Origin of the sequence: Mesorhizobium sp. M7A.F.Ca.CA.003.01.2.1, from assembly GCF_003998945.1 — a bacterium.
Classification (GTDB): Bacteria; Pseudomonadota; Alphaproteobacteria; order Rhizobiales; family Rhizobiaceae; genus Mesorhizobium; species Mesorhizobium ciceri.
Genome location: NZ_RZRA01000020.1, coordinates 1 through 17,487, shown reverse-complemented (window position 1 = coordinate 17,487; position 17,487 = coordinate 1). Strand labels below are relative to the sequence as shown.

Genomic DNA, 17,487 nt, shown 5'->3' with positions numbered 1-17,487 from the left:
CCCTTCAGCCGTTGCAGCTTCGACAATTGCCGGGCCCTGACCTCGGCATTGTCGATCTTCAGCACGTCGACCTCGATGTCGGTCTCGGGCCGATGGGCGTTGACGCCGACCAGCATCTGCTCGCCGGAATCGATCCGCGCCTGCGTGCGCGCGGCAGCTTCCTCGATGCGCAGCTTGGGAATGCCCTGTTCGGTCGCCGCCGCCATGCCGCCGAGCGCCTCGACCTCCTCGATATGAGCAAGCGCGCGCGCCGCCAGATCATGCGTCAGCCGTTCAAGATAGGCCGAACCGCCCCACGGGTCGATGATGCGCGTGGTGCCGGATTCCTTTTGCAGGATGAGCTGGGTGTTGCGGGCGATCCGCGCCGAATGGTCGGTCGGCAGCGCCATCGCCTCGTCGAAGGAATTGGTGTGCAGCGATTGGGTGTGGCCCTGCGTTGCAGCCATTGCCTCGATCATGGTGCGGACAATGTTGTTGTAGGGATCCTGCGCCGTCAGCGACCAGCCAGAAGTCTGGCAATGGGTGCGCAGCGACAACGAGCGCTCGTCCTTGGGCGAAAAATTCTTCTGCATCAGGGTCGCCCACAACAGGCGCGCGGCCCGCAGCTTGGCGACTTCCATGAAGAAATTCATGCCGATGGCCCAGAAGAAGGACAGGCGCGGCGCAAAGCGGTCAATGTCGAGGCCCGCCGCGACGCCGGCGCGGGCATACTCGATGCCATCGGCGATCGTATAGGCGAGTTCAAGGTCGGCCGTCGCGCCGGCCTCCTGCATGTGATAGCCGGAGATCGATATCGAATTGAACTTCGGCATGTTCTTCGATGTGTACGAGAAGATGTCCGACACGATCCGCATCGAGGGTTTCGGCGGATAGATGTAGGTGTTGCGGACCATGAACTCTTTCAGAATGTCGTTCTGAATGGTGCCGGCGAGATCTTTCTGCGCAACGCCCTGTTCTTCCGCCGCGACAATGTAGAGCGCCATGATCGGCAGCACCGCGCCGTTCATCGTCATCGATACCGTCATCTCGCCGAGCGGAATGCCGTCGAAGAGCTGCCGCATGTCGAGAATGGAATCGATGGCGACGCCAGCCATGCCGACATCGCCGGCAACGCGCGGATGATCGCTGTCATAGCCGCGATGCGTGGCGAGATCGAAGGCGACCGACAGGCCCTTCTGGCCGGCGGCAAGGTTGCGTCGGTAAAATGCATTGGATTCTTCGGCCGTCGAGAAGCCGGCATATTGCCGGATGGTCCAGGGCTGCTGGACATACATGGTCGGGTAGGGGCCGCGCACGAAGGGCGGCAGGCCGGGATAGGTGTCGAGATGCGGCAACCCCTTGAGGTCGCTTTGATTGTACAGATGCTTGGCGACGAGCCCTTCCGGCGTGGTCCGCTGGCCTTTGACCTCGACGGGAGCGCGGCGTGGCGGGACCCAGCCGATCTGGCCGAAGTCCGGGATCAAGAGCCGGCTCCGATCGATTGGTCGATGCGGACTGGAAACAGCGCCTCGCAGACGGCAACGCCTTCGGTGAAGGCCGGCCGCCGTTCCGCCGCCAGCGTCTCGACCGGACGTTCGTCTTTCGATGGATAGAGCGTGGTGCCGATGATGGCCCGTTGGCCTGTGCGGTAGGCTGCATTGCGCTGCTCCGCAGCTGCGTGGACGCGCTTCTGGATGCGTCCGTCCTGAAGGCTGGACAGGACACCGCCCTCGGCTTCGATCGTCTGCAATTCCGTCCACGCCAACTCGCACAACTCCGCGGTCAACGCCTCGACGGCGCCGGAACCATAGGCGGGATCGGTGACATGATCGATATGGCTTTCATTGGCCATGATCAGCTGCGTGTTGCGGGCAACACGACGGGCAAAACCCGCCGGCAGACCATGCGCGATCGTGTGCGGCAGGATGGAGATCGAATCGGCGCCGCCGCACGCCGCGGCAAAGCATGCAATGGTGGTGCGCAGGATGTTGGTCTCCGGATCCATCGCCGTCATCATGCGAAACGACGTCTCGGCATGGATATTGGCGGTGGATGTCGGGATCGAACAAGCCTCCTGCACCCGCGCCCATAGCCTGCGCAGTGCTCGCATCTTGGCCGTCGACAGCAACTGGTCCTGGTCGACGCTGAGCGCAAAACCGATATGGGGTGCGGCATAGACAAGCGGCTGCCGCGCCGTCTCGAACATTCTGAGATAGGAGACAGCCGAAGCCAGCATGATGCCAAGTTCCTGCGCTTCCGTGGCGCCGGCATTGTGGAACACGCGCCCGTCAGCTTCCAGCAGCACGCCCGGAACGCCCATCGCGAAGAAGTGCGCCAGCGACTGTGGCATAGAGGCCTGCAGCGCCTCGATCGACATGCGCAGCCGACCGGTTCCCGCGAAGATCGCCGCTGGATCGATGCCGAAGGAGAGGTTGAGCTTTGCCGGGTCCGATCGCCGCTTGCTCAGGAACGCGACCAGCCAGTCGGCCACGGCGCGGCTCCAGGGATGGGCGTCGATGCGAACCTGGATGCGGTTGAGCGGTATGCCGTCCAGCACCGCCTCCAGCGCCTCCGCCGTTCTCGGCAAGCCGTAGCCGAACGCGTTGGGCGCCCCTTCGAAGACCAGCGACAATCCCGTGGCACCCTGTGCAACATCCTCCAGCGCTTGGCTTCTGGCACGGTCGATGTCCGGATCGTCGATGCGCTGGCTGACGATCCATGGCGATTTCGGGTTTGTACGCACGATCGGTTCCGCCGCGGTGCTGCGGTCGTAGAGCGGTTCGATACGGATGTTGTCATCGCTGTGCGAGACCAGCTTTTCCTCGAAGGAAGCGCCTGCCAATGCCTTTTCCGCCAAGGCGAGCCATCGCTGACGCTCGGCGTTCTCGGGTTCCACGTCCTGGATCAAGGCTCCGGCGCCCATCCGTCCTCCTCGTTTCATGCGGCCGCACCAGCCGGGAGCGGTTCAGTCTACGGTCCCCGGTCCGATATCGCAATGCAATGCGCTTTCAGAGACCGGATTCGATCCATCAGATATAGGTCAGTCCGCGTGGACGACGATTGCCAAACAGCGGCAAAATCCGCAAGCTCCAAAAACCCGATCTGAACGAATGGGGCCGATTTGGGCGAATGGCCCGGATTTGGACGAATGGCCCCGATTTGGACGAATGGCATTGTCGCTGTGCAATGGCCTCACTATACCTGCGGCAAGGCCACTGGCTTTAGACACATCAGTTTGCGGAGACCGGACATATGGCTGACGAGACCAGTATTTTCATCGGCGCCAGCCGAAAGCCCGACGACAGCTATCAGCGTGCCGAGCAGTTGTTGCTGCGATATGGGAATCGTCACGGCCTGGTGACCGGCGCCACCGGCACCGGCAAGACCGTCACCTTGCAGATCCTGGCCGAAGGATTTTCCAACGCCGGCGTGCCGGTGTTCTGCGCGGACATCAAGGGTGATCTGTCGGGCATCGCGATGATGGGCACGGCACAGGATTTCCTCGTCAAGCGGGCCGAACAGGTCAAGCTCGATCCGTATGACTTCCAGGAATTTCCCGTTATCTTCTGGGACTTGTTCGGCGAGCAGGGTCATCCGATCCGCGCCACGGTCTCGGAAATGGGGCCGTTGTTGCTGTCGCGCCTGATGAACCTGACCGAGGCGCAGGAAGGCATCATGAACATCGCCTTCCGCCTGGCGGACGAGGAAGGCTTGCTGCTGCTCGACATGAAGGATCTGCAGGCGCTGCTCGCCAACATCGCCGAGCGCGCCGACGAGATCGGCTCGCGCTATGGCAACGTGACGAAGCCATCGGTCGGGGCTATCCAGCGCACGCTGCTGGTCCTCGAACAGCAGGGGGCCGCAAACTTCTTCGGCGAACCGGCACTGCGTATCGCCGATATCATGCGCACCACCCGCGACGGACGCGGCGCCATCAGCGTGCTTGCCGCCGACAAGCTGATGATGAATCCGCGGCTCTACGCGACCTTCCTGCTATGGCTGATGTCGGAGCTGTTCGAGGTGCTGCCGGAAGTCGGCGACCCCGACAAGCCGAAGCTGGTGTTCTTCTTCGACGAGGCCCATCTTCTGTTCGACGAAGCACCCAAGGTGCTCATCGATCGCGTCGAACAGGTCGTCCGACTGATCCGCTCGAAAGGCGTCGGCGTCTATTTCGTCACCCAGAACCCTTTGGATATCCCTGAAAAAGTCCTGGCCCAGCTCGGCAATCGCGTCCAGCACGCGCTGCGCGCCTATACACCGCGCGAGCAGCAGGCAGTCCGGACGGCGGCCGAAACGTTCCGGCCAAATCCCGATTTCGACTGCATGACCGCCATTACACAGCTTGCCACTGGCGAGGCGCTGGTCTCGACGTTGGAAGCCAAGGGTGTTCCGTCCATGGTGCAGCGGACACTGATCCGCCCGCCATCCTCGCGGCTTGGGCCCATAACGGCCGCTGAGCGGCAAAAGCTGATCCAGGAAAGCCCGGTCGCCGGCCAGTACGATCAGGCCGTCGATCGCGAATCGGCTTTCGAAATGCTGCAGAAAAAGGCCAAGGACGCGCAGGATGCCGAAGAGCAGGCCCAGCAGGCCGGCAGCGGCGGCTCGCGCTGGACCATTCCGGGCTTCGGCAATGACGATCCCGCGCCGCAATCCGGTGGCAGGCGCACATCTGCACCGCGCCCGTCCAACCGCCAGACGGTCGCAGAGGCGGCGATCAAGTCGGTGGTGCGCTCGGTCGGCTCCTCGGTCGGTCGGGCAATCGTGCGCGGCATTCTGGGGAGCTTGTCGCGCGGGCGGTGACTGGAGGCAGCGGGCGCCGCTGCCTAGTCAGCTCAGAAAATCGAATTCGTGATCGCCTTGACCGGTCCAAGCAGCACCGAACCGTCCGGCACGCCGGCATCGATCGGGATCGCCTGTCGGTTGGCCGTCGCCACCATGGGTTGGCTGGCGTCGCTGGTCACGATGACCGGCGTCTTCGAGGGCACGCGATCATAGAGGTCGATAATGTCCTGGTTCATCAGACGCACGCAGCCTGACGACACCGACTTGCCGATCGAGCGCCACTCCGGCGAGCCGTGCAGACGGTAGAGCGTGTCGACATTGCCCTGGAACAGATAGAGCGCGCGTGCACCGAGCGGATTCTTCAGGCCGCCGGGCATGCCGCCATTGTCGGCGCTGTAGGGTTTCAGTTCCGGCTGGCGGGCTATCATTTCGTCCGGCGGCGTCCATTTTGGCCATTTCTGCTTCCACTGAACGACGGCGTCGCCGGACCATTCGAAGCCGGCGCGGCCAAGGCCGACACCGTAGCGTATCGCCTGACCGCCTGGACGAACCAGATAAAGGAAGTGGCCGGTCGTATCGACGACTATGGTTCCCGGCTTCTGTCCCGTCGGGTCGGGAACGATCTGACGCAGGAATTGCGGATCGATCTTGTCGACTGGGATGGCCGGCAAATCGAAGCCGCCGTCGCTGACTGCTGCATACATCGTCACATAGTCCGCCAGAGGCGGCTCGACATAGGTTGGTGGCGGCGGCTCGACCGGACCCGGCCCGGTGGTGGCGCATGCGGAAACCGCGATCGAAGCGGCGCCCAGGGCTGCGGCATTGAGAAAGCCGCGACGGCTCAGGCGAAAAGATTCGATTTCGGTTATGGACATGGTTGCCTTCTTTAAGTCTCAAATCGCAACAAAGCGTGAATTCGCCGACAGTTACGCGGGTGCCTGACAACACCTGGGGCGATAGGCGGTTCCGATTCTGGCCCGAACGTGGGCAAAGAAAGGCGAAGCTGTGACCAGGCTGCTACTGTGGCGCCAGAGACACAGGTCTCTTAGCTGCCGGGCACAAGGGCTTCGAGCGACGGCAGGATCAGGGCCGGTGGGAAGTCCCGGTATTCTTCGGGCTGGTTGGAGCGGTTGATCCACACCGTGCGAAAGCCGAATTTGGTGGCGCCTGCAATGTCCCAGCGATTGGACGACTGGAAGGAAACCGCGCCGGGGTAGAGGCGCCGGCCGGTGGCGACCATGTCGTAGACCGCGGGATCGGTCTTGAAGCGCCGCACCGTATCGACGGAATAGATATCGTCCAGAACCTGGTCGAGCGCGGCGGATTTGACCGCCGCCTGCAGCATTTCGGGCGAGCCGTTGGACAGGATCGCCAGCCTCGCTCCCGAAGCCTTGAGCGCCTTGAGCACGGCCGGCACTTCCGGATAGCAATCGAGCCGCCAATAGGCATCCAGCAATATCGCCTTGAGACCGGGGTCGGCCGAGGGAACCTTGCGCAAGGCGAAATCGAGCGCCTGTTCGGTCAGTTGCCAGAAATCGGCATAGGCGCCCATCAGCGTGCGCACCCAGGAATATTCGAGCTGTTTGGCGCGCCAGATCTCGGACAGCAATTGGCCGTCCGGCCCGATCCGGTCGGCATGACGGCGTACGGCGGCATGCACGTCGAACAGCGTGCCATAGGCGTCGAAGACATAGGCGGCGTATTGCATGACAGCAGTTTTGAGGGCAGGCGCGACAAGGTGCAAGCTTTGATTGCATTGCGCCCCGGCACTGGCCTCAACAAAACTCCATGATGCCGGTTGACGGCGCCCGCCAAAGCATCTTCCAATGGCTGTCACACGAGACCGATTGAGACGGGACGAGATGATGACACTGGCGGCTGCGGCGCAATCCACGACATGGACTTTCGTCGATGGTGATTGGCACGAAGGCAACGTCGCCATTCTGGGGCCGCGCAGCCACGCCATGTGGCTCGGCACCAGCGTTTTTGACGGCGGCCGCTGGTTCGAAGGCGTGGCGCCGGATCTCGACTTCCACGCAGCCAGGGTGAATTCCTCGGCGATTGCGCTCGGCCTGAAGCCGAACATGAGCGCCGACAAGATCGTCGGGCTGACATGGGATGGGTTGAAGAAGTTCGACGGCAAGACGGCGGTCTATATCAGGCCGATGTACTGGGCCGAGCATGGCGGCTATATGGGCGTGCCGGCCGATCCCGCCTCGACGCGCTTTTGCCTTTGCCTCTATGAATCACCGATGATTCCGGCGACTGGCTTTTCGGTGACCGTGTCGCCGTTCCGGCGTCCGACCATTGAAACCATGCCGACCAACGCCAAGGCCGGCTGCCTTTACCCCAACAACGGTAGGGCCATTCTCGAAGCCAAGATGCGCGGCTTCGACAACGCAATGGTGCTCGATATGCTGGGCAACGTCGCCGAGACCGGAACCTCGAACATCTTCCTGGTCAAGGATGGCCACGTCTTTACGCCTGCGCCGAACGGCACCTTCCTATCCGGCATCACCCGCTCGCGCACGATAGCGCTGCTCGGCGAATATGGCTTCAGGACCACGGAAAAGACGCTGTCGGTGCGCGATTTCCTCGAAGCAGACGAAATTTTTTCGACCGGGAACCATTCCAAGGTGGTGCCGATCACGCGCATCGAGGATCGCAATCTGCAACCCGGGCCGGTGGCCAAAAAAGCGCGCGAACTCTATTGGGATTGGGCGCATTCGACTTCTGCTGTTTGAGCGGATAAAAAGGCGATCGACGCTTCATCCGGAGTTGTCCCAACCCATTCCAGACCTATCTTACTCCGGTATCGACACCGGATTTTTCCACGAGGGAGTACTATCCATGGCCTTTGAATTGCCCGCTCTGCCTTACGACTATGAGGCCTTGCAGCCTTACATGTCGAAAGAGACGCTGGAATATCACCACGACAAGCACCACAAGGCGTATGTCGATAACGGCAACAAACTCGCCGCCGAGGCCGGCTTGGGCGATCTGTCGGTCGAAGAGGTGGTCAAGCAGTCGTTCGGCAAGAATGCCGGCCTCTTCAACAATGCCGCCCAGCATTACAACCACATCCATTTCTGGAAGTGGATGAAGAAAGGCGGCGGCGGCAACAAGCTGCCGGGCGCCTTGCAGAAGGCAGTCGATAGCGATCTCGGCGGCTACGACAAGTTCAAGGCCGACTTCATTGCCGCTGGCACGACACAGTTCGGCTCCGGCTGGGCCTGGGTCTCGGTCAAGGATGGCAAGCTGGCGATCTCCAAGACACCGAACGGCGAAAACCCGCTCGTCCATGGCGCGTCGCCGATCCTCGGCGTCGATGTCTGGGAGCACTCCTACTACATCGACTACCGCAACGCCCGGCCGAAATATCTCGAGGCGTTCGTCGACAGCCTGATCAACTGGGACCATGTCCTGGAATTGTACGAAAAGGCGAAGTGATCGATTTCCAGAAGCCCCGGTATCACCCGGGGCTTTTCTTTTCTGCGTCCCGCAAGAGCAAAGGTCCGGCAAAAATCATCAGGGGGAAGGGAATTTTCCCTCTGTAACATCCGTTGACGTCCTGTCCCGAAATGCCTTCATCATGGAGCCAATTGAATGAGAAAGCTTGTTATCGCCATCTCTATGCTCGCACTCGCGGCTTCGGCGGCCTTTGCCGACCCGATCCTCGACCGGCAGGCACTGATGAAGGAACGTGGAAAGATCGTCGGCGGCCTGTCGAAAGTGGTCAAGGGCGAGGAGCCGTTTGATGCCGCCGCGGTGCTGACGGCGCTGCAGGCGCTGCATGCGAATGCCGAGAAAGTCGACGTCGACGCGCTGTTTCCGGCGGGCAGCGACACAGGCGGCGATACCACTGCGTCGCCGAAGATCTGGGAAGACATGGCCGGCTTCAAGGCCACCAACGCCAAATATGTCGCCGACGTCAAGGCAGCGGCCGCTGCCGCTCCTGCCGACGTCGATGCGTTGAAGGCGCAATTCGGCGCCATCGGCTCCGATTGCGGCACCTGCCACCAGACCTACCGGGTGAAAAAAGGCTGATAGCGGGCGATGCCCTGGCTAAAGAAACTCGTCGGCGCCATCGTCATCCTCGGCGGCGTCGGCGCGGTTGCCGGGTGGGTCGGGTCGGCGCCGGTGAGGCTCGACAGGGAGACCCTGGCCAAGCTCGGTCCTGGCGACGCAGCCAGGGGCAAGCGCATTTTTTTTGCCGGCGGTTGTACATCCTGCCATGCAAAGCCGGGCTCACAGGGCGATGCGCGGCTTCAACTCGCGGGCGGTCTCGAGCTCAAGACGCCGTTCGGAACCTTCGTGCCGCCCAACATTTCGCAAGACGCCAAGGACGGCATCGGCGCATGGTCGGTCGAGGACCTCGCCAATGCCATGCTGAAGGGCGTGTCGCCTTCGGGCCGACACTTCTATCCGGCGTTTCCCTATGCGTCCTACGCGCGCATGAATCCGGTCGACATTGGCGATCTCTATGCCTTCCTCAAGACGCTGCCGGCCGTCGCCGGCAAGGCGCCTGCAAATTCGCTCGGTTTTCCCTTCAACATTCGTCGCGGCATCGGCCTGTGGAAATTGCTCTATCTTGGCGACCAGCCTGTCGTTCCATTTCCCGCTGCCACGCCCGATCCGGTCATGGCCGGCCGCTATCTGGTCGAGGGGCCGGGTCATTGCGGCGAATGCCACACGCCGCGCGACCTCGCAGGTGGTACGAAAAAGAACGTGTGGCTGGCCGGTGCGGTGGCTGCCGAAGGCAGCGGCGTCGTGCCGAACATCACATCGGGCGAGGGCGGTATAGGCGATTGGTCGGAAGCCGACATCGCCAACTACCTCGAAACCGGCTTCACGCCCGATTTTGATTCCGTCGGCGGCGCCATGGTCGACGTGCAGCGAAACATGGCCGAGCTGGCGCCGCAGGACCGTGCTGCCATCGCCGCCTATCTCAAGGCGATACCCGCGCATCCAAACGGCTATCCGGCCCGCAAGAGGGCGAACTAGTCTAGATCGAGTCTGCGGATGACAGGTGGCGGTCACCGAGAAAATCGAAGCCCGTTTCGAAAAAATGGTTGTAGTTGCAGGTCAACTCTTCGCCAGGCGCGATGTCGCGCAGCGCAAAACTCTCCTCGGGTGAGGAGACGTCGCAATTAGGCTCGTCGGCATGGTTCATGTAGCGCGCGTCGTCGGCTTCGAAGACGATGTAGTTCGGATCGCGGCGGTCAGGATAGGAGTAGCGGTCGAGATAGCTCTTCACCGGGCCGGCCGCCCGCTCATAAGTCTCGACCTCGATGAGCCGATCGAACCTTGGGTCTAACTTCCAGATCAGAGTACCGCGAGGAATGTGGTTCTTGGCAAAGACGCCGATTCCCTGGATGGGTGATTTGTCGAGATAGACGTCGACGAGCAGCATAATGAACCTTTACGCGATTGGAGGCTGTCAGGCCGGGAAAAGCCGCGCACTGGGTAGCGCGCGGTCGTCGCAATTGCGAGTGAAAATGAGCGACGGGAGCTTCAAAAAGTCCTGACACCCAGCCCTCTGGAAAGGGTGCGTCGATTATCGTCCAGAGTCAGCGTTGCTGCAGCGCCAGACGGACGCCCAAAGCGCAGTAGATGCCGCCGACAACTTTGCCCTGCAATCGTAACACCGACGGATTTCGGCGCAGGAACGTGCCGAGCCGGCCAGCGCTCACGGCAAAGACGACCGTGCTGAAAAGGCCCAGTATGACGAAGATGACCCCCAACGCGGCCATCTGAAGCATCACCGATCCGTTTTCAGGCCGCACGAACTGAGGCAGAAAAGCGAGGAAGAACAGAGCGGTCTTGGGGTTGAGCACTTCGGTCAGGACAGCCTGTCGAAACGCCTTGCCGGCGGAGATCGCGAGCGCACCGGCCGCCGGGTTGGCCGGTGTTTTCTCGATGATCGCGCGAATGCCGAGATAAACCAGGTAGGCCGCGCCGATGTACTTGATGACGCTGAACAGCGTCGCCGACGCGGCGATGATCGCCGAGATGCCGATCATGGCCATGACGGTATGAAAGACGTCGCCGGCAGCGATCCCGGCGCCCGTCGCGATGCCGACCCTGGTTCCGGAACTCGTTGCCCGGGCGATCGTCAGCAGGGTGGCGGGGCCTGGAATGAAGACGAAGCCGAGCACGACCGCGATGTAGGCGATCAGGGTGGTCAGGTCGATCATTTGTTGGTTGCTCCCGTAAGCTGCGCCTTGCCCATCACTTTCAGCGCGAAGGAGTAGGTGTAGGCGATCTCTTCCAGCCGCGAAAACCGGCCGGAAGCGCCTGCATGGCCGGAATCCATATTGATCTTGAACAGAACCGGATTGTCGCCGCTCTTGCGGTCGCGCAGCCGGGCCACCCATTTGGCCGGTTCCCAATAGGTGACGCGCGGATCGGTGAGACCGGCCAGCGCCAGGATCGGCGGATAGTCGTGATCAGAGACATTGTCGTAGGGCGAATAGGCAGCGATCGTCCGATAGTCGTCGGCGGACGCGATCGGGTTGCCCCATTCGGGCCATTCCGGCGGCGTCAGTGGCAGGGTCGCATCGAGCATGGTGGTGAGCACATCGACGAAGGGAACCTCGGCGACGATGCCGCCAAAACAATCCGGCGCCATGTTGGCGACGGCACCCATCAGCATGCCGCCGGCCGAACCGCCTTGCGCGACGATACGGTCATGCGCCGTGTAACGCTCGGTGACCAGATGGCGCGCGACGGCGATGAAATCGGTGAACGTGTTCATCTTGTTCTCCCGCTTGCCGTCATCGTACCAGCCATAGCCCTTGTCCTTGCCGCCGCGAACGTGAGCAATGGCGAAGACAAAGCCGCGGTCGACCAGCGAGAACCAGTTGGTGTTGAAGGCGGCCGGCACGGTGATGCCATAGGAGCCGTAGCCGTAAAGCAGGCAAGGTGCGGATCCGTCCAGCGGCGTGTCGCGATGATGCAAAAGCGAGATCGGCACCAGTTCGCCATCGCTGGCCGGCGCCATCAGCCGCCGCGTGACATAATGGTCCGCATCATGGCCGGACGGCACTTCCTGGGTCTTCAGCAGCACCCGCTCGCGGGTGCGCATGTTATAGTCGAACACCTGCGCGGGCGTCGTCATCGACGAGTAGGAAAAGCGCATGATCTCGGTGTCGTACTCATAGGAACCCGACAGGCCGAGCGAGAAGGCCTCCTCGTCGAGGGACAGAAGATGCTCCTCGCCGCTGATACGGTCGCGCACCACAATGCGCGGCAGGCCTTCCTTGCGTTCGAGCCGGACCATGTGGTCCCTGAAGCCGATCACCGACAGGATCAGCCGGCCGGGCTCGTGCGGCACCAGTTCCTGCCAGTTGGCGCGCACGGGATCGCTCGCCGGCGCCGTCATGATCTTGAAGTCCTTGGCGCCGTCGGCATTGGTCAGGATGAAGAAGATATCGCCGCCTTCTTCCAGCTCGTATTGAAGGCCAACCTCGCGCGGCGACACCAGTTTCGGTTCGGCAAACGGATCGTCGGCGCGCATCAGGCGGTATTCCGAAGTCTCGTGATCGTTGATGCCGATCATGATCCATTCGTTGTTGCGGGTGCCGTCGACATTCATGAAGAAGCCGGGATCGGTTTCCTCATAGATCAGCCGGTCGCTGTCCGGGCTGTCGCCCAGCGCATGGAAGAGTACCTTGGACGGGCGATGGTTGGGATCGAGACGGGTGTAGAAGAAGCCGTCATTGCCTGCGTTCCAGACGCCTGAACCGCCGGTGTCGGGGATCTGGTCGGCAAGCTCCTTGCCATCGGCAAGGTCACGCACGCGAAGCGTGTAGAATTCGGAGCCCTTGTCGTCGAATGCCCATAGCAGCTTGGCGTGGTCGGCCGAATGGTCGACACCGCCAAGACGGAAATAGGCCTTGCCCGCGGCCTCCGCATCGCCGTCGAGCAGGATATGCTCGGCGCCGCCGTCGCGCGACATGCGGAAATAGCGCGGCTGCTCGCCACCAAGTTTAAAGGACGAGCCGTAGGCATAGGGCCCATCCTTCATCGGCACGGAAGAATCGTCTTCCTTGATACGGCCCTTCATCTCCTTGAAAAGCTGCTTTTGCAGTTCGACCGTGTCGGCCATCAGCTTCGACTGGTAGGCATTCTCCGCCTCGAGTTCTGCGCGGATCCCCGCATCGAGCAATGACGGGTCGCGGAACATCTCCTGCCAGTTGTCGGCCCGTAGCCAGGCATAGTCGTCGGTTCGCGTGATGCCGTGATGCGTGTCGGAAACCGGCCGCTTCTCGGGCGTTGGCGGGCTGACGATCGGAAATATGGATGTCTTGGTCATTGCATCTCGCTTTGCCAGTATCTTCAATGGGCCAGTATCTTGAAGGGCCATCTCGAATGGAGAAGTATCTTGAATGGCAAATGAACACGCCGATCAGGGCAGGTTCAAGAGCCGGAGCGTATGGGTTGTGTCGGCTCCAGGAGATGAGCCGGGAGGAGAGATGATGACTATTTGGTCTCGGACTGCTGCGGCTTTCGCCGTTGCTTCGCTAACTCTGGGCTTTGCCGGCCAGTCTCATGCGACCGTATTCGCGGCTTGGCAAGTGGCCAATGTCCCGTTCGGCGACACGCTCAATGTACGCAAATACCCTTCGGGCACATCCCAAAAGCAGGCGGGATATCCGAACGGTACCGTTCTGCAGATGACCGGGCGATGCACCGGCGGAATAAACCTGCTCGACATCGCCAACCAGCCGGCATGGAAGCAGGCACAAAAGATTCGCTATCGCTGGTGCGAAGTCTGGCATGATCCGGTCCAGAACGGCAATTTCGTCACCGGCTGGGCCTATGGCAAATACATCATCCCGCATTGATTGACGCGGCAGCAATCAGCCGATCGGTCGGATGACTGGCATGTCGCCTGATTGCTTGTGTATGACCACGGCAACCTGTGGTTTTGTGGGCAAATGCGAACAACCAATATTTCTCGAGCGATAGCCAAGCAAGATCAAACATTAAAACCCGTTTCGTGAGTTGCCACGAATGTAACGGCGATCTGACGTTGCGTCAGCTGCCGCCGACGGGAACGCGAAATATCGATAAATTACACAATGCACGAAAGATTGAAGCTGATCGCGGAACATTTGATCAATATCGTTCAATATAGCGCGAGGGGTGAATTGACTTACTTGGTCTGCACGCTCATTGATGTGCCCGCGACACGAATCGTAGAAACTCTACCTGCACAAAATTCGTGCGATGCCCTGCTTGTAAAAAAGGGCGCAGATCGATGTAACTCTTGTTGGGGACCGAAGACCATGGATATTGTCGAAACACCTTCCAGAAACAGCGATGCGCTGATCGAATTGACCGCCGATGTGGTGGCCGCCTATGTCAGCAACAATCCCGTGCCGGTCGGCGAACTGCCGAACCTGATATCCGATGTCCATGCCGCACTCGGGCGTGTGGGCGGAACCGCCGAACAGCCGCCTGCCGACAAGCAGAAGCCGGCGGTCAACCCGAAGCGGTCGGTTCATGACGACTACATCGTCTGCCTTGAAGACGGCAAGAAGTTCAAGTCGCTGAAGCGCCACCTGATGACCCACTATGACCTGACGCCGGACCAGTATCGCGAAAAGTGGAACCTCGACCCTACCTATCCGATGGTTGCACCCAACTATGCAGCTGCCCGGTCCCAACTCGCCAAGAAGATGGGTCTCGGCCGCAAGCGCAAAGCGCGGTAATTGCTGCCAGCCAGATCGGATCGACATCAACGGCGCCTTCGGGCGCCGTTTGATTTTTGCGAGCCGCGACGCGCGGATCGGGTCGGGAAGCGTCAGGCGGTCTGCTTGAGCGCTGCCTCGGCGTCGCGCTTGATGCGCTTGACCATCGAGCGAAGGCCGTTGGCGCGCTGCGGCGACAGATGTTCGTCGAGGCCGAGTTCTTTCAATGTCGCTTCCGCATCGGTCTTCTGGATTTCGCTGGCGGTCCTGCCGGAAAACAGCGCCAGCATGATCGCGACCAGCCCACGCACGATATGAGCGTCCGAATCGCCGGAGAAGGTGATGACAGGATCGGCTCCAGCTCCGCGTTCAGTGGTCAGCCAGACCTGGCTGACGCATCCCGGCACCTTGTTGGCGGGGCTGCGCTGCTCGTCCGGAAACGGCGGCAGCGCCTCGCCGAGTTCGATGACATAACGATAGCGGTCTTCCCATTCCTCGAGGAACGAGAAGTCGTCGCGGATCGTCTGGATCGTCGTGGTCATGTCTGGGATATAGTCACGCGGCGGCTCCGCGTCACGGAAAAAACAAGGACACCGCGGGCGTCGAGAGGGCAGACAGCCCGCGGTGCGCCGTCGAAACGGCTTAATTCTGAGGCGGCAGGTTGACGGTCTCGGGCAAGACGATTCCTTCGGGCACGCTGCCGGTCATCGTCGACGTGTCGGGGCCGGCGGCGGACTTGTCGTCCATCATCGCTGCCGCGATCTTGGCGGTCTCTTTGGCGCGGGCGGTAATGGTGTGCATCGCCGACTTGCCGGTCTCGCAGACATCGGGTTTGCGTTCGCAAATGCCGGCGATATCGCCAACCGCTTCGCGTGCCGCAAACAAGGCTTGGATCGGTCCGACGCTTTCATGCCCCGCTTCATCGGGGCCGACACTCAATGGCAGCGCCAGCAGCACCAGCGAAAACCAGAAAGCCATTCTTATGAGGAAGACCATGCCCTTGCCCTCTCGTCGTGACCGGATCATGCATCCATATGGCATGACCTCTTTTGTAGGCAGGATTTTGGCACACAGGCGCAAAGGACGGCTTGCGGGCAAAGAGAGAATTTTCCTCAAATTTTAGGCAAATTCGAAACGAACCGTTCTGCAATCGACTTGTCTCAAATCCGAGCAATTTTCCTTAACAACAAATAACCATATATCCCCATGATTTCCCTGTGTTTTTCTTGAAATAGGGAAGTCCAGGTGCCGAGTGCGCCCGGCCGATGGGTGCAGTCGGCGGATAACTCTCCGTTTACTATGGCTGCATTTGTCCGTGCTTTCGGCCGCCGGCATCCCGATATTTGCCGCAGGCCGGGCCCTGGTCGGCCCTGCCTTATCCATTCCTTAAACGCTGGATGCGAGTTTCAAAGCCAACCAGAACCATCTGCAAAGCAGAGCTGTCCACGACAAGTGCGAGTGCGTTGAGTTGAGTTCAATCAAGGCCAGATACGTTGAATTGCCTGGCGCGATTTCGGCCGGTTGCGAACGTATGGTCCATCCGTCCATCCTTGGGCGGAGCGACCGCGAGCGCCAGCGCCGCTTTATCGGCGTCATGCTCGCCGCTCCTTTCTTTGTCGCCGGTGCCGCGGTCACGCTGGTTACTTCAGGCATGGGCGTCGCCGTCACCATGGCCGCCATTTTCGCCGCCTTTGGCCTGTGCTGGTTCGTCGCCTTGCTGGTGGCGGCGACCGGCAAGATGGCGATAGCGAGTTGGGTCGCCCTGGTGCTGGCCGGCATTTCTCTCGGCAGTCTCATTGCCGCCGCGGGCGGGCTGAGTTCGCCTGTCGCCATGCTTGTCGTGGCGCTGCCTTTTGAAGCCTGGTGGATCGGCGCTTCGCGGCGGGCGGCGCTGTGGGGAGCCGTGTCGGCCGCTGTCGCCATCTTGGCTCAGCCTTTGGCTGGAACCGTATTCCCGTTCGCAGGAGCGCAGATCGCGGCGTGGCACTGGTTGGTGCCGTTGGCCTGGACGCTCACACTGATCCCGCGCGCATCGGCATTTCAAAACACGGCCGATGCGGCTGATGTGCTCGACACTGCCGACCGGCTCGAAGACATCATCGATGCGGTGGTCTTGCGCGTCGCCCGTCATGGCGAGGTCCTGGACGCGTCGCCAAAAGCGCGCACGCTTTTGAAACTGCCGCCCGAACTGCTGTCCGGAAACGGCCTCTTCGATCGCGTCCATCTGTCGGATCGCGTTTCCTATCTCAGCGCAATGGCCGACATGCGCGACGGCGCACTGTCGCGCCGGCTCGAATTGCGCATCCGGCTGCCTCAGAATGGCAATGGCCTGACGGCCGACAATTACCGGCCGTTCTCGCTTGATCTCGTGCGTGGTGAGGAACAGGGTGATGTCTTTACGTTCGTCCTGAGGCAGAATGACGAGATCGCCCGGTTGCGCGAGGATCTGGCGGCAGCCAATGAGGCGGCCGCGTCCGCCGAGGTGGCGAAGGGACGCTTCCTGGCGGTGGTCAGCCACGAACTGCGCACGCCGTTAAATGCCATTATCGGCTTCTCGGATATGCTGCTGCATGAGATGTTCGGCGCCTTCAAGGATCCGCGCCAGAAAGAATATGTCGGCTTGGTACGGGATTCGGGCCAGCATCTGCTCGCCGTCGTAACCTCGATACTCGACGTGTCCAGGATTGAATCGGGCGTCTATGCGACCGAACCCGAGCCGTTCCGGTTCGCGGAGGCGGTCGATATGTGCCAGTCGATGATGCAACTGCAGGCGCAGGCCAAGAACATCGATCTGCAGGCGCAGATCGCGCCGGACGCCGGCGACATCAATGCCGATCAGCGCGCCGTGCAGCAGATGCTCATCAACCTGGTCTCCAACGCGATCAAGTTCACTCCCGACGGCGGCGACGTCGTCGTCGGCGCCAAGCGGATCGGTTCGCGCCTGCATTTCTGGGTCAGGGACACCGGCATCGGCATCGCCGAGGAGGATTTCGCCAATCTCGGCAAGCCCTTCATGCAGATCCAGAAC

At 61.3% G+C, this 17,487-nt stretch carries 17 protein-coding genes; 8 read left to right on the top strand and 9 right to left on the bottom strand.

What is annotated here, in order from left to right; translation table 11 throughout:
* Both scpA and EN969_RS02250 read right to left on the bottom strand, forming a co-directional pair.
* The coding region (gene scpA, locus EN969_RS02255; protein WP_127418977.1) for a methylmalonyl-CoA mutase at nucleotides 1–1,463 on the bottom strand (1,463 nt) is incomplete at its 3' end.
* Nucleotides 1,460–2,902: a methylmalonyl-CoA mutase subunit beta gene (locus EN969_RS02250; RefSeq protein ID WP_013532672.1), complete on the bottom strand. Its 1,443-nt coding sequence runs from the start codon at nucleotides 2,900–2,902 to the stop codon at nucleotides 1,460–1,462. The genes EN969_RS02250 and scpA, both read right to left, overlap by 4 nt.
* Before the next feature lie 329 nt (nucleotides 2,903–3,231).
* Here EN969_RS02250 and EN969_RS02245 point away from each other — a divergent pair, with 329 nt between their 5' ends.
* Nucleotides 3,232–4,779: a helicase HerA-like C-terminal domain-containing protein gene (locus EN969_RS02245; protein WP_013532671.1), complete on the top strand. Its 1,548-nt coding sequence runs from the start codon at nucleotides 3,232–3,234 to the stop codon at nucleotides 4,777–4,779.
* Between the two features lie 32 nt (nucleotides 4,780–4,811).
* Here EN969_RS02245 and EN969_RS02240 read toward each other — a convergent pair whose 3' ends face one another.
* On the bottom strand, nucleotides 4,812–5,636 hold the full coding sequence (locus tag EN969_RS02240) for a L,D-transpeptidase (RefSeq protein WP_013532670.1): 825 nt from the start codon (nucleotides 5,634–5,636) through the stop codon (nucleotides 4,812–4,814).
* A gap of 170 nt (nucleotides 5,637–5,806) precedes the next feature.
* Nucleotides 5,807–6,469, bottom strand: a complete 663-nt coding sequence (locus EN969_RS02235; RefSeq protein ID WP_013532669.1) for a haloacid dehalogenase type II — start codon at nucleotides 6,467–6,469, stop codon at nucleotides 5,807–5,809.
* Between the two features lie 157 nt (nucleotides 6,470–6,626).
* Between EN969_RS02235 and EN969_RS02230 the strand changes: the two genes are divergently transcribed.
* The 4 genes from EN969_RS02230 to EN969_RS02215 all read left to right on the top strand — a co-directional run bounded on the left by EN969_RS02230 (nucleotide 6,627) and on the right by EN969_RS02215 (nucleotide 9,765).
* A complete protein-coding gene (locus EN969_RS02230; RefSeq protein WP_024505546.1) occupies nucleotides 6,627–7,505 on the top strand; it encodes a branched-chain amino acid aminotransferase in 879 nt (292 codons plus the stop codon).
* 106 nt (nucleotides 7,506–7,611) lie between these two features.
* A complete protein-coding gene (locus EN969_RS02225; RefSeq protein ID WP_013532667.1) occupies nucleotides 7,612–8,211 on the top strand; it encodes a superoxide dismutase in 600 nt (199 codons plus the stop codon).
* 156 nt (nucleotides 8,212–8,367) lie between these two features.
* Nucleotides 8,368–8,808, top strand: coding sequence for a cytochrome c (locus EN969_RS02220; protein ID WP_013532666.1), 441 nt, complete (start codon nucleotides 8,368–8,370; stop codon nucleotides 8,806–8,808).
* Between the two features lie 9 nt (nucleotides 8,809–8,817).
* Nucleotides 8,818–9,765, top strand: coding sequence for a cytochrome c (locus EN969_RS02215; protein WP_127418976.1), 948 nt, complete (start codon nucleotides 8,818–8,820; stop codon nucleotides 9,763–9,765).
* Between the two features lies 1 nt (nucleotide 9,766).
* Here the strand turns inward: EN969_RS02215 and EN969_RS02210 are convergent, their stop codons facing one another.
* The 3 genes from EN969_RS02210 to EN969_RS02200 all read right to left on the bottom strand — a co-directional run bounded on the left by EN969_RS02210 (nucleotide 9,767) and on the right by EN969_RS02200 (nucleotide 13,078).
* Nucleotides 9,767–10,174, bottom strand: coding sequence for an SET domain-containing protein-lysine N-methyltransferase (locus EN969_RS02210; RefSeq protein ID WP_013532664.1), 408 nt, complete (start codon nucleotides 10,172–10,174; stop codon nucleotides 9,767–9,769).
* A gap of 157 nt (nucleotides 10,175–10,331) precedes the next feature.
* Entirely contained in the window at nucleotides 10,332–10,958 is a 627-nt protein-coding gene (locus tag EN969_RS02205; RefSeq protein WP_013532663.1) for a LysE family translocator, read from the bottom strand.
* Entirely contained in the window at nucleotides 10,955–13,078 is a 2,124-nt protein-coding gene (locus tag EN969_RS02200; RefSeq protein WP_013532662.1) for a S9 family peptidase, read from the bottom strand. Before EN969_RS02200 ends, EN969_RS02205 begins: the two co-directional genes overlap by 4 nt.
* 160 nt (nucleotides 13,079–13,238) lie before the next feature.
* On the opposite strand from EN969_RS02200, the gene EN969_RS02195 reads away from it, so the two are divergent.
* Together EN969_RS02195 and EN969_RS02190 are read left to right on the top strand one after the other, a co-directional pair.
* Nucleotides 13,239–13,610, top strand: a complete 372-nt coding sequence (locus tag EN969_RS02195; protein WP_164745941.1) for an SH3 domain-containing protein — start codon at nucleotides 13,239–13,241, stop codon at nucleotides 13,608–13,610.
* Between the two features lie 444 nt (nucleotides 13,611–14,054).
* On the top strand, nucleotides 14,055–14,480 hold the full coding sequence (locus EN969_RS02190) for a MucR family transcriptional regulator (RefSeq protein ID WP_013532660.1): 426 nt from the start codon (nucleotides 14,055–14,057) through the stop codon (nucleotides 14,478–14,480).
* A gap of 92 nt (nucleotides 14,481–14,572) precedes the next feature.
* Here EN969_RS02190 and EN969_RS02185 read toward each other — a convergent pair whose 3' ends face one another.
* Both EN969_RS02185 and EN969_RS02180 read right to left on the bottom strand, forming a co-directional pair.
* Nucleotides 14,573–15,001, bottom strand: coding sequence for a SufE family protein (locus EN969_RS02185; protein ID WP_013532659.1), 429 nt, complete (start codon nucleotides 14,999–15,001; stop codon nucleotides 14,573–14,575).
* 100 nt (nucleotides 15,002–15,101) lie between these two features.
* Entirely contained in the window at nucleotides 15,102–15,455 is a 354-nt protein-coding gene (locus EN969_RS02180) for a DUF5330 domain-containing protein (RefSeq protein WP_013532658.1), read from the bottom strand.
* A 535-nt stretch (nucleotides 15,456–15,990) separates the two neighbouring features.
* On the opposite strand from EN969_RS02180, the gene EN969_RS02175 reads away from it, so the two are divergent.
* Nucleotides 15,991–17,487, top strand: a 1,497-nt coding sequence (locus tag EN969_RS02175) for a PAS domain-containing sensor histidine kinase (RefSeq protein WP_127418978.1), incomplete at its 3' end; no start/stop codon positions are given.

What these genes read in the sequence shown, in the direction of transcription:
- EN969_RS02250 (WP_013532672.1), bottom strand. Translation starts at nt 2,902, where the DNA reads ATGGGCGCCGGAGCCTTGATCCAGGACGTGGAACCCGAGAACGCCGAG.
- EN969_RS02220 (WP_013532666.1), top strand. Translation starts at nt 8,368, where the DNA reads ATGAGAAAGCTTGTTATCGCCATCTCTATGCTCGCACTCGCGGCTTCG.
- EN969_RS02195 (WP_164745941.1), top strand. Translation starts at nt 13,239, where the DNA reads ATGATGACTATTTGGTCTCGGACTGCTGCGGCTTTCGCCGTTGCTTCG.
- EN969_RS02240 (WP_013532670.1), bottom strand. Translation starts at nt 5,636, where the DNA reads ATGTCCATAACCGAAATCGAATCTTTTCGCCTGAGCCGTCGCGGCTTT.
- EN969_RS02235 (WP_013532669.1), bottom strand. Translation starts at nt 6,469, where the DNA reads ATGCAATACGCCGCCTATGTCTTCGACGCCTATGGCACGCTGTTCGAC.
- EN969_RS02230 (WP_024505546.1), top strand. Translation starts at nt 6,627, where the DNA reads ATGACACTGGCGGCTGCGGCGCAATCCACGACATGGACTTTCGTCGAT.
- EN969_RS02210 (WP_013532664.1), bottom strand. Translation starts at nt 10,174, where the DNA reads ATGCTGCTCGTCGACGTCTATCTCGACAAATCACCCATCCAGGGAATC.
- EN969_RS02185 (WP_013532659.1), bottom strand. Translation starts at nt 15,001, where the DNA reads ATGACCACGACGATCCAGACGATCCGCGACGACTTCTCGTTCCTCGAG.
- EN969_RS02180 (WP_013532658.1), bottom strand. Translation starts at nt 15,455, where the DNA reads ATGGTCTTCCTCATAAGAATGGCTTTCTGGTTTTCGCTGGTGCTGCTG.
- EN969_RS02245 (WP_013532671.1), top strand. Translation starts at nt 3,232, where the DNA reads ATGGCTGACGAGACCAGTATTTTCATCGGCGCCAGCCGAAAGCCCGAC.
- EN969_RS02225 (WP_013532667.1), top strand. Translation starts at nt 7,612, where the DNA reads ATGGCCTTTGAATTGCCCGCTCTGCCTTACGACTATGAGGCCTTGCAG.
- EN969_RS02215 (WP_127418976.1), top strand. Translation starts at nt 8,818, where the DNA reads ATGCCCTGGCTAAAGAAACTCGTCGGCGCCATCGTCATCCTCGGCGGC.
- EN969_RS02200 (WP_013532662.1), bottom strand. Translation starts at nt 13,078, where the DNA reads ATGACCAAGACATCCATATTTCCGATCGTCAGCCCGCCAACGCCCGAG.
- EN969_RS02190 (WP_013532660.1), top strand. Translation starts at nt 14,055, where the DNA reads ATGGATATTGTCGAAACACCTTCCAGAAACAGCGATGCGCTGATCGAA.
- EN969_RS02205 (WP_013532663.1), bottom strand. Translation starts at nt 10,958, where the DNA reads ATGATCGACCTGACCACCCTGATCGCCTACATCGCGGTCGTGCTCGGC.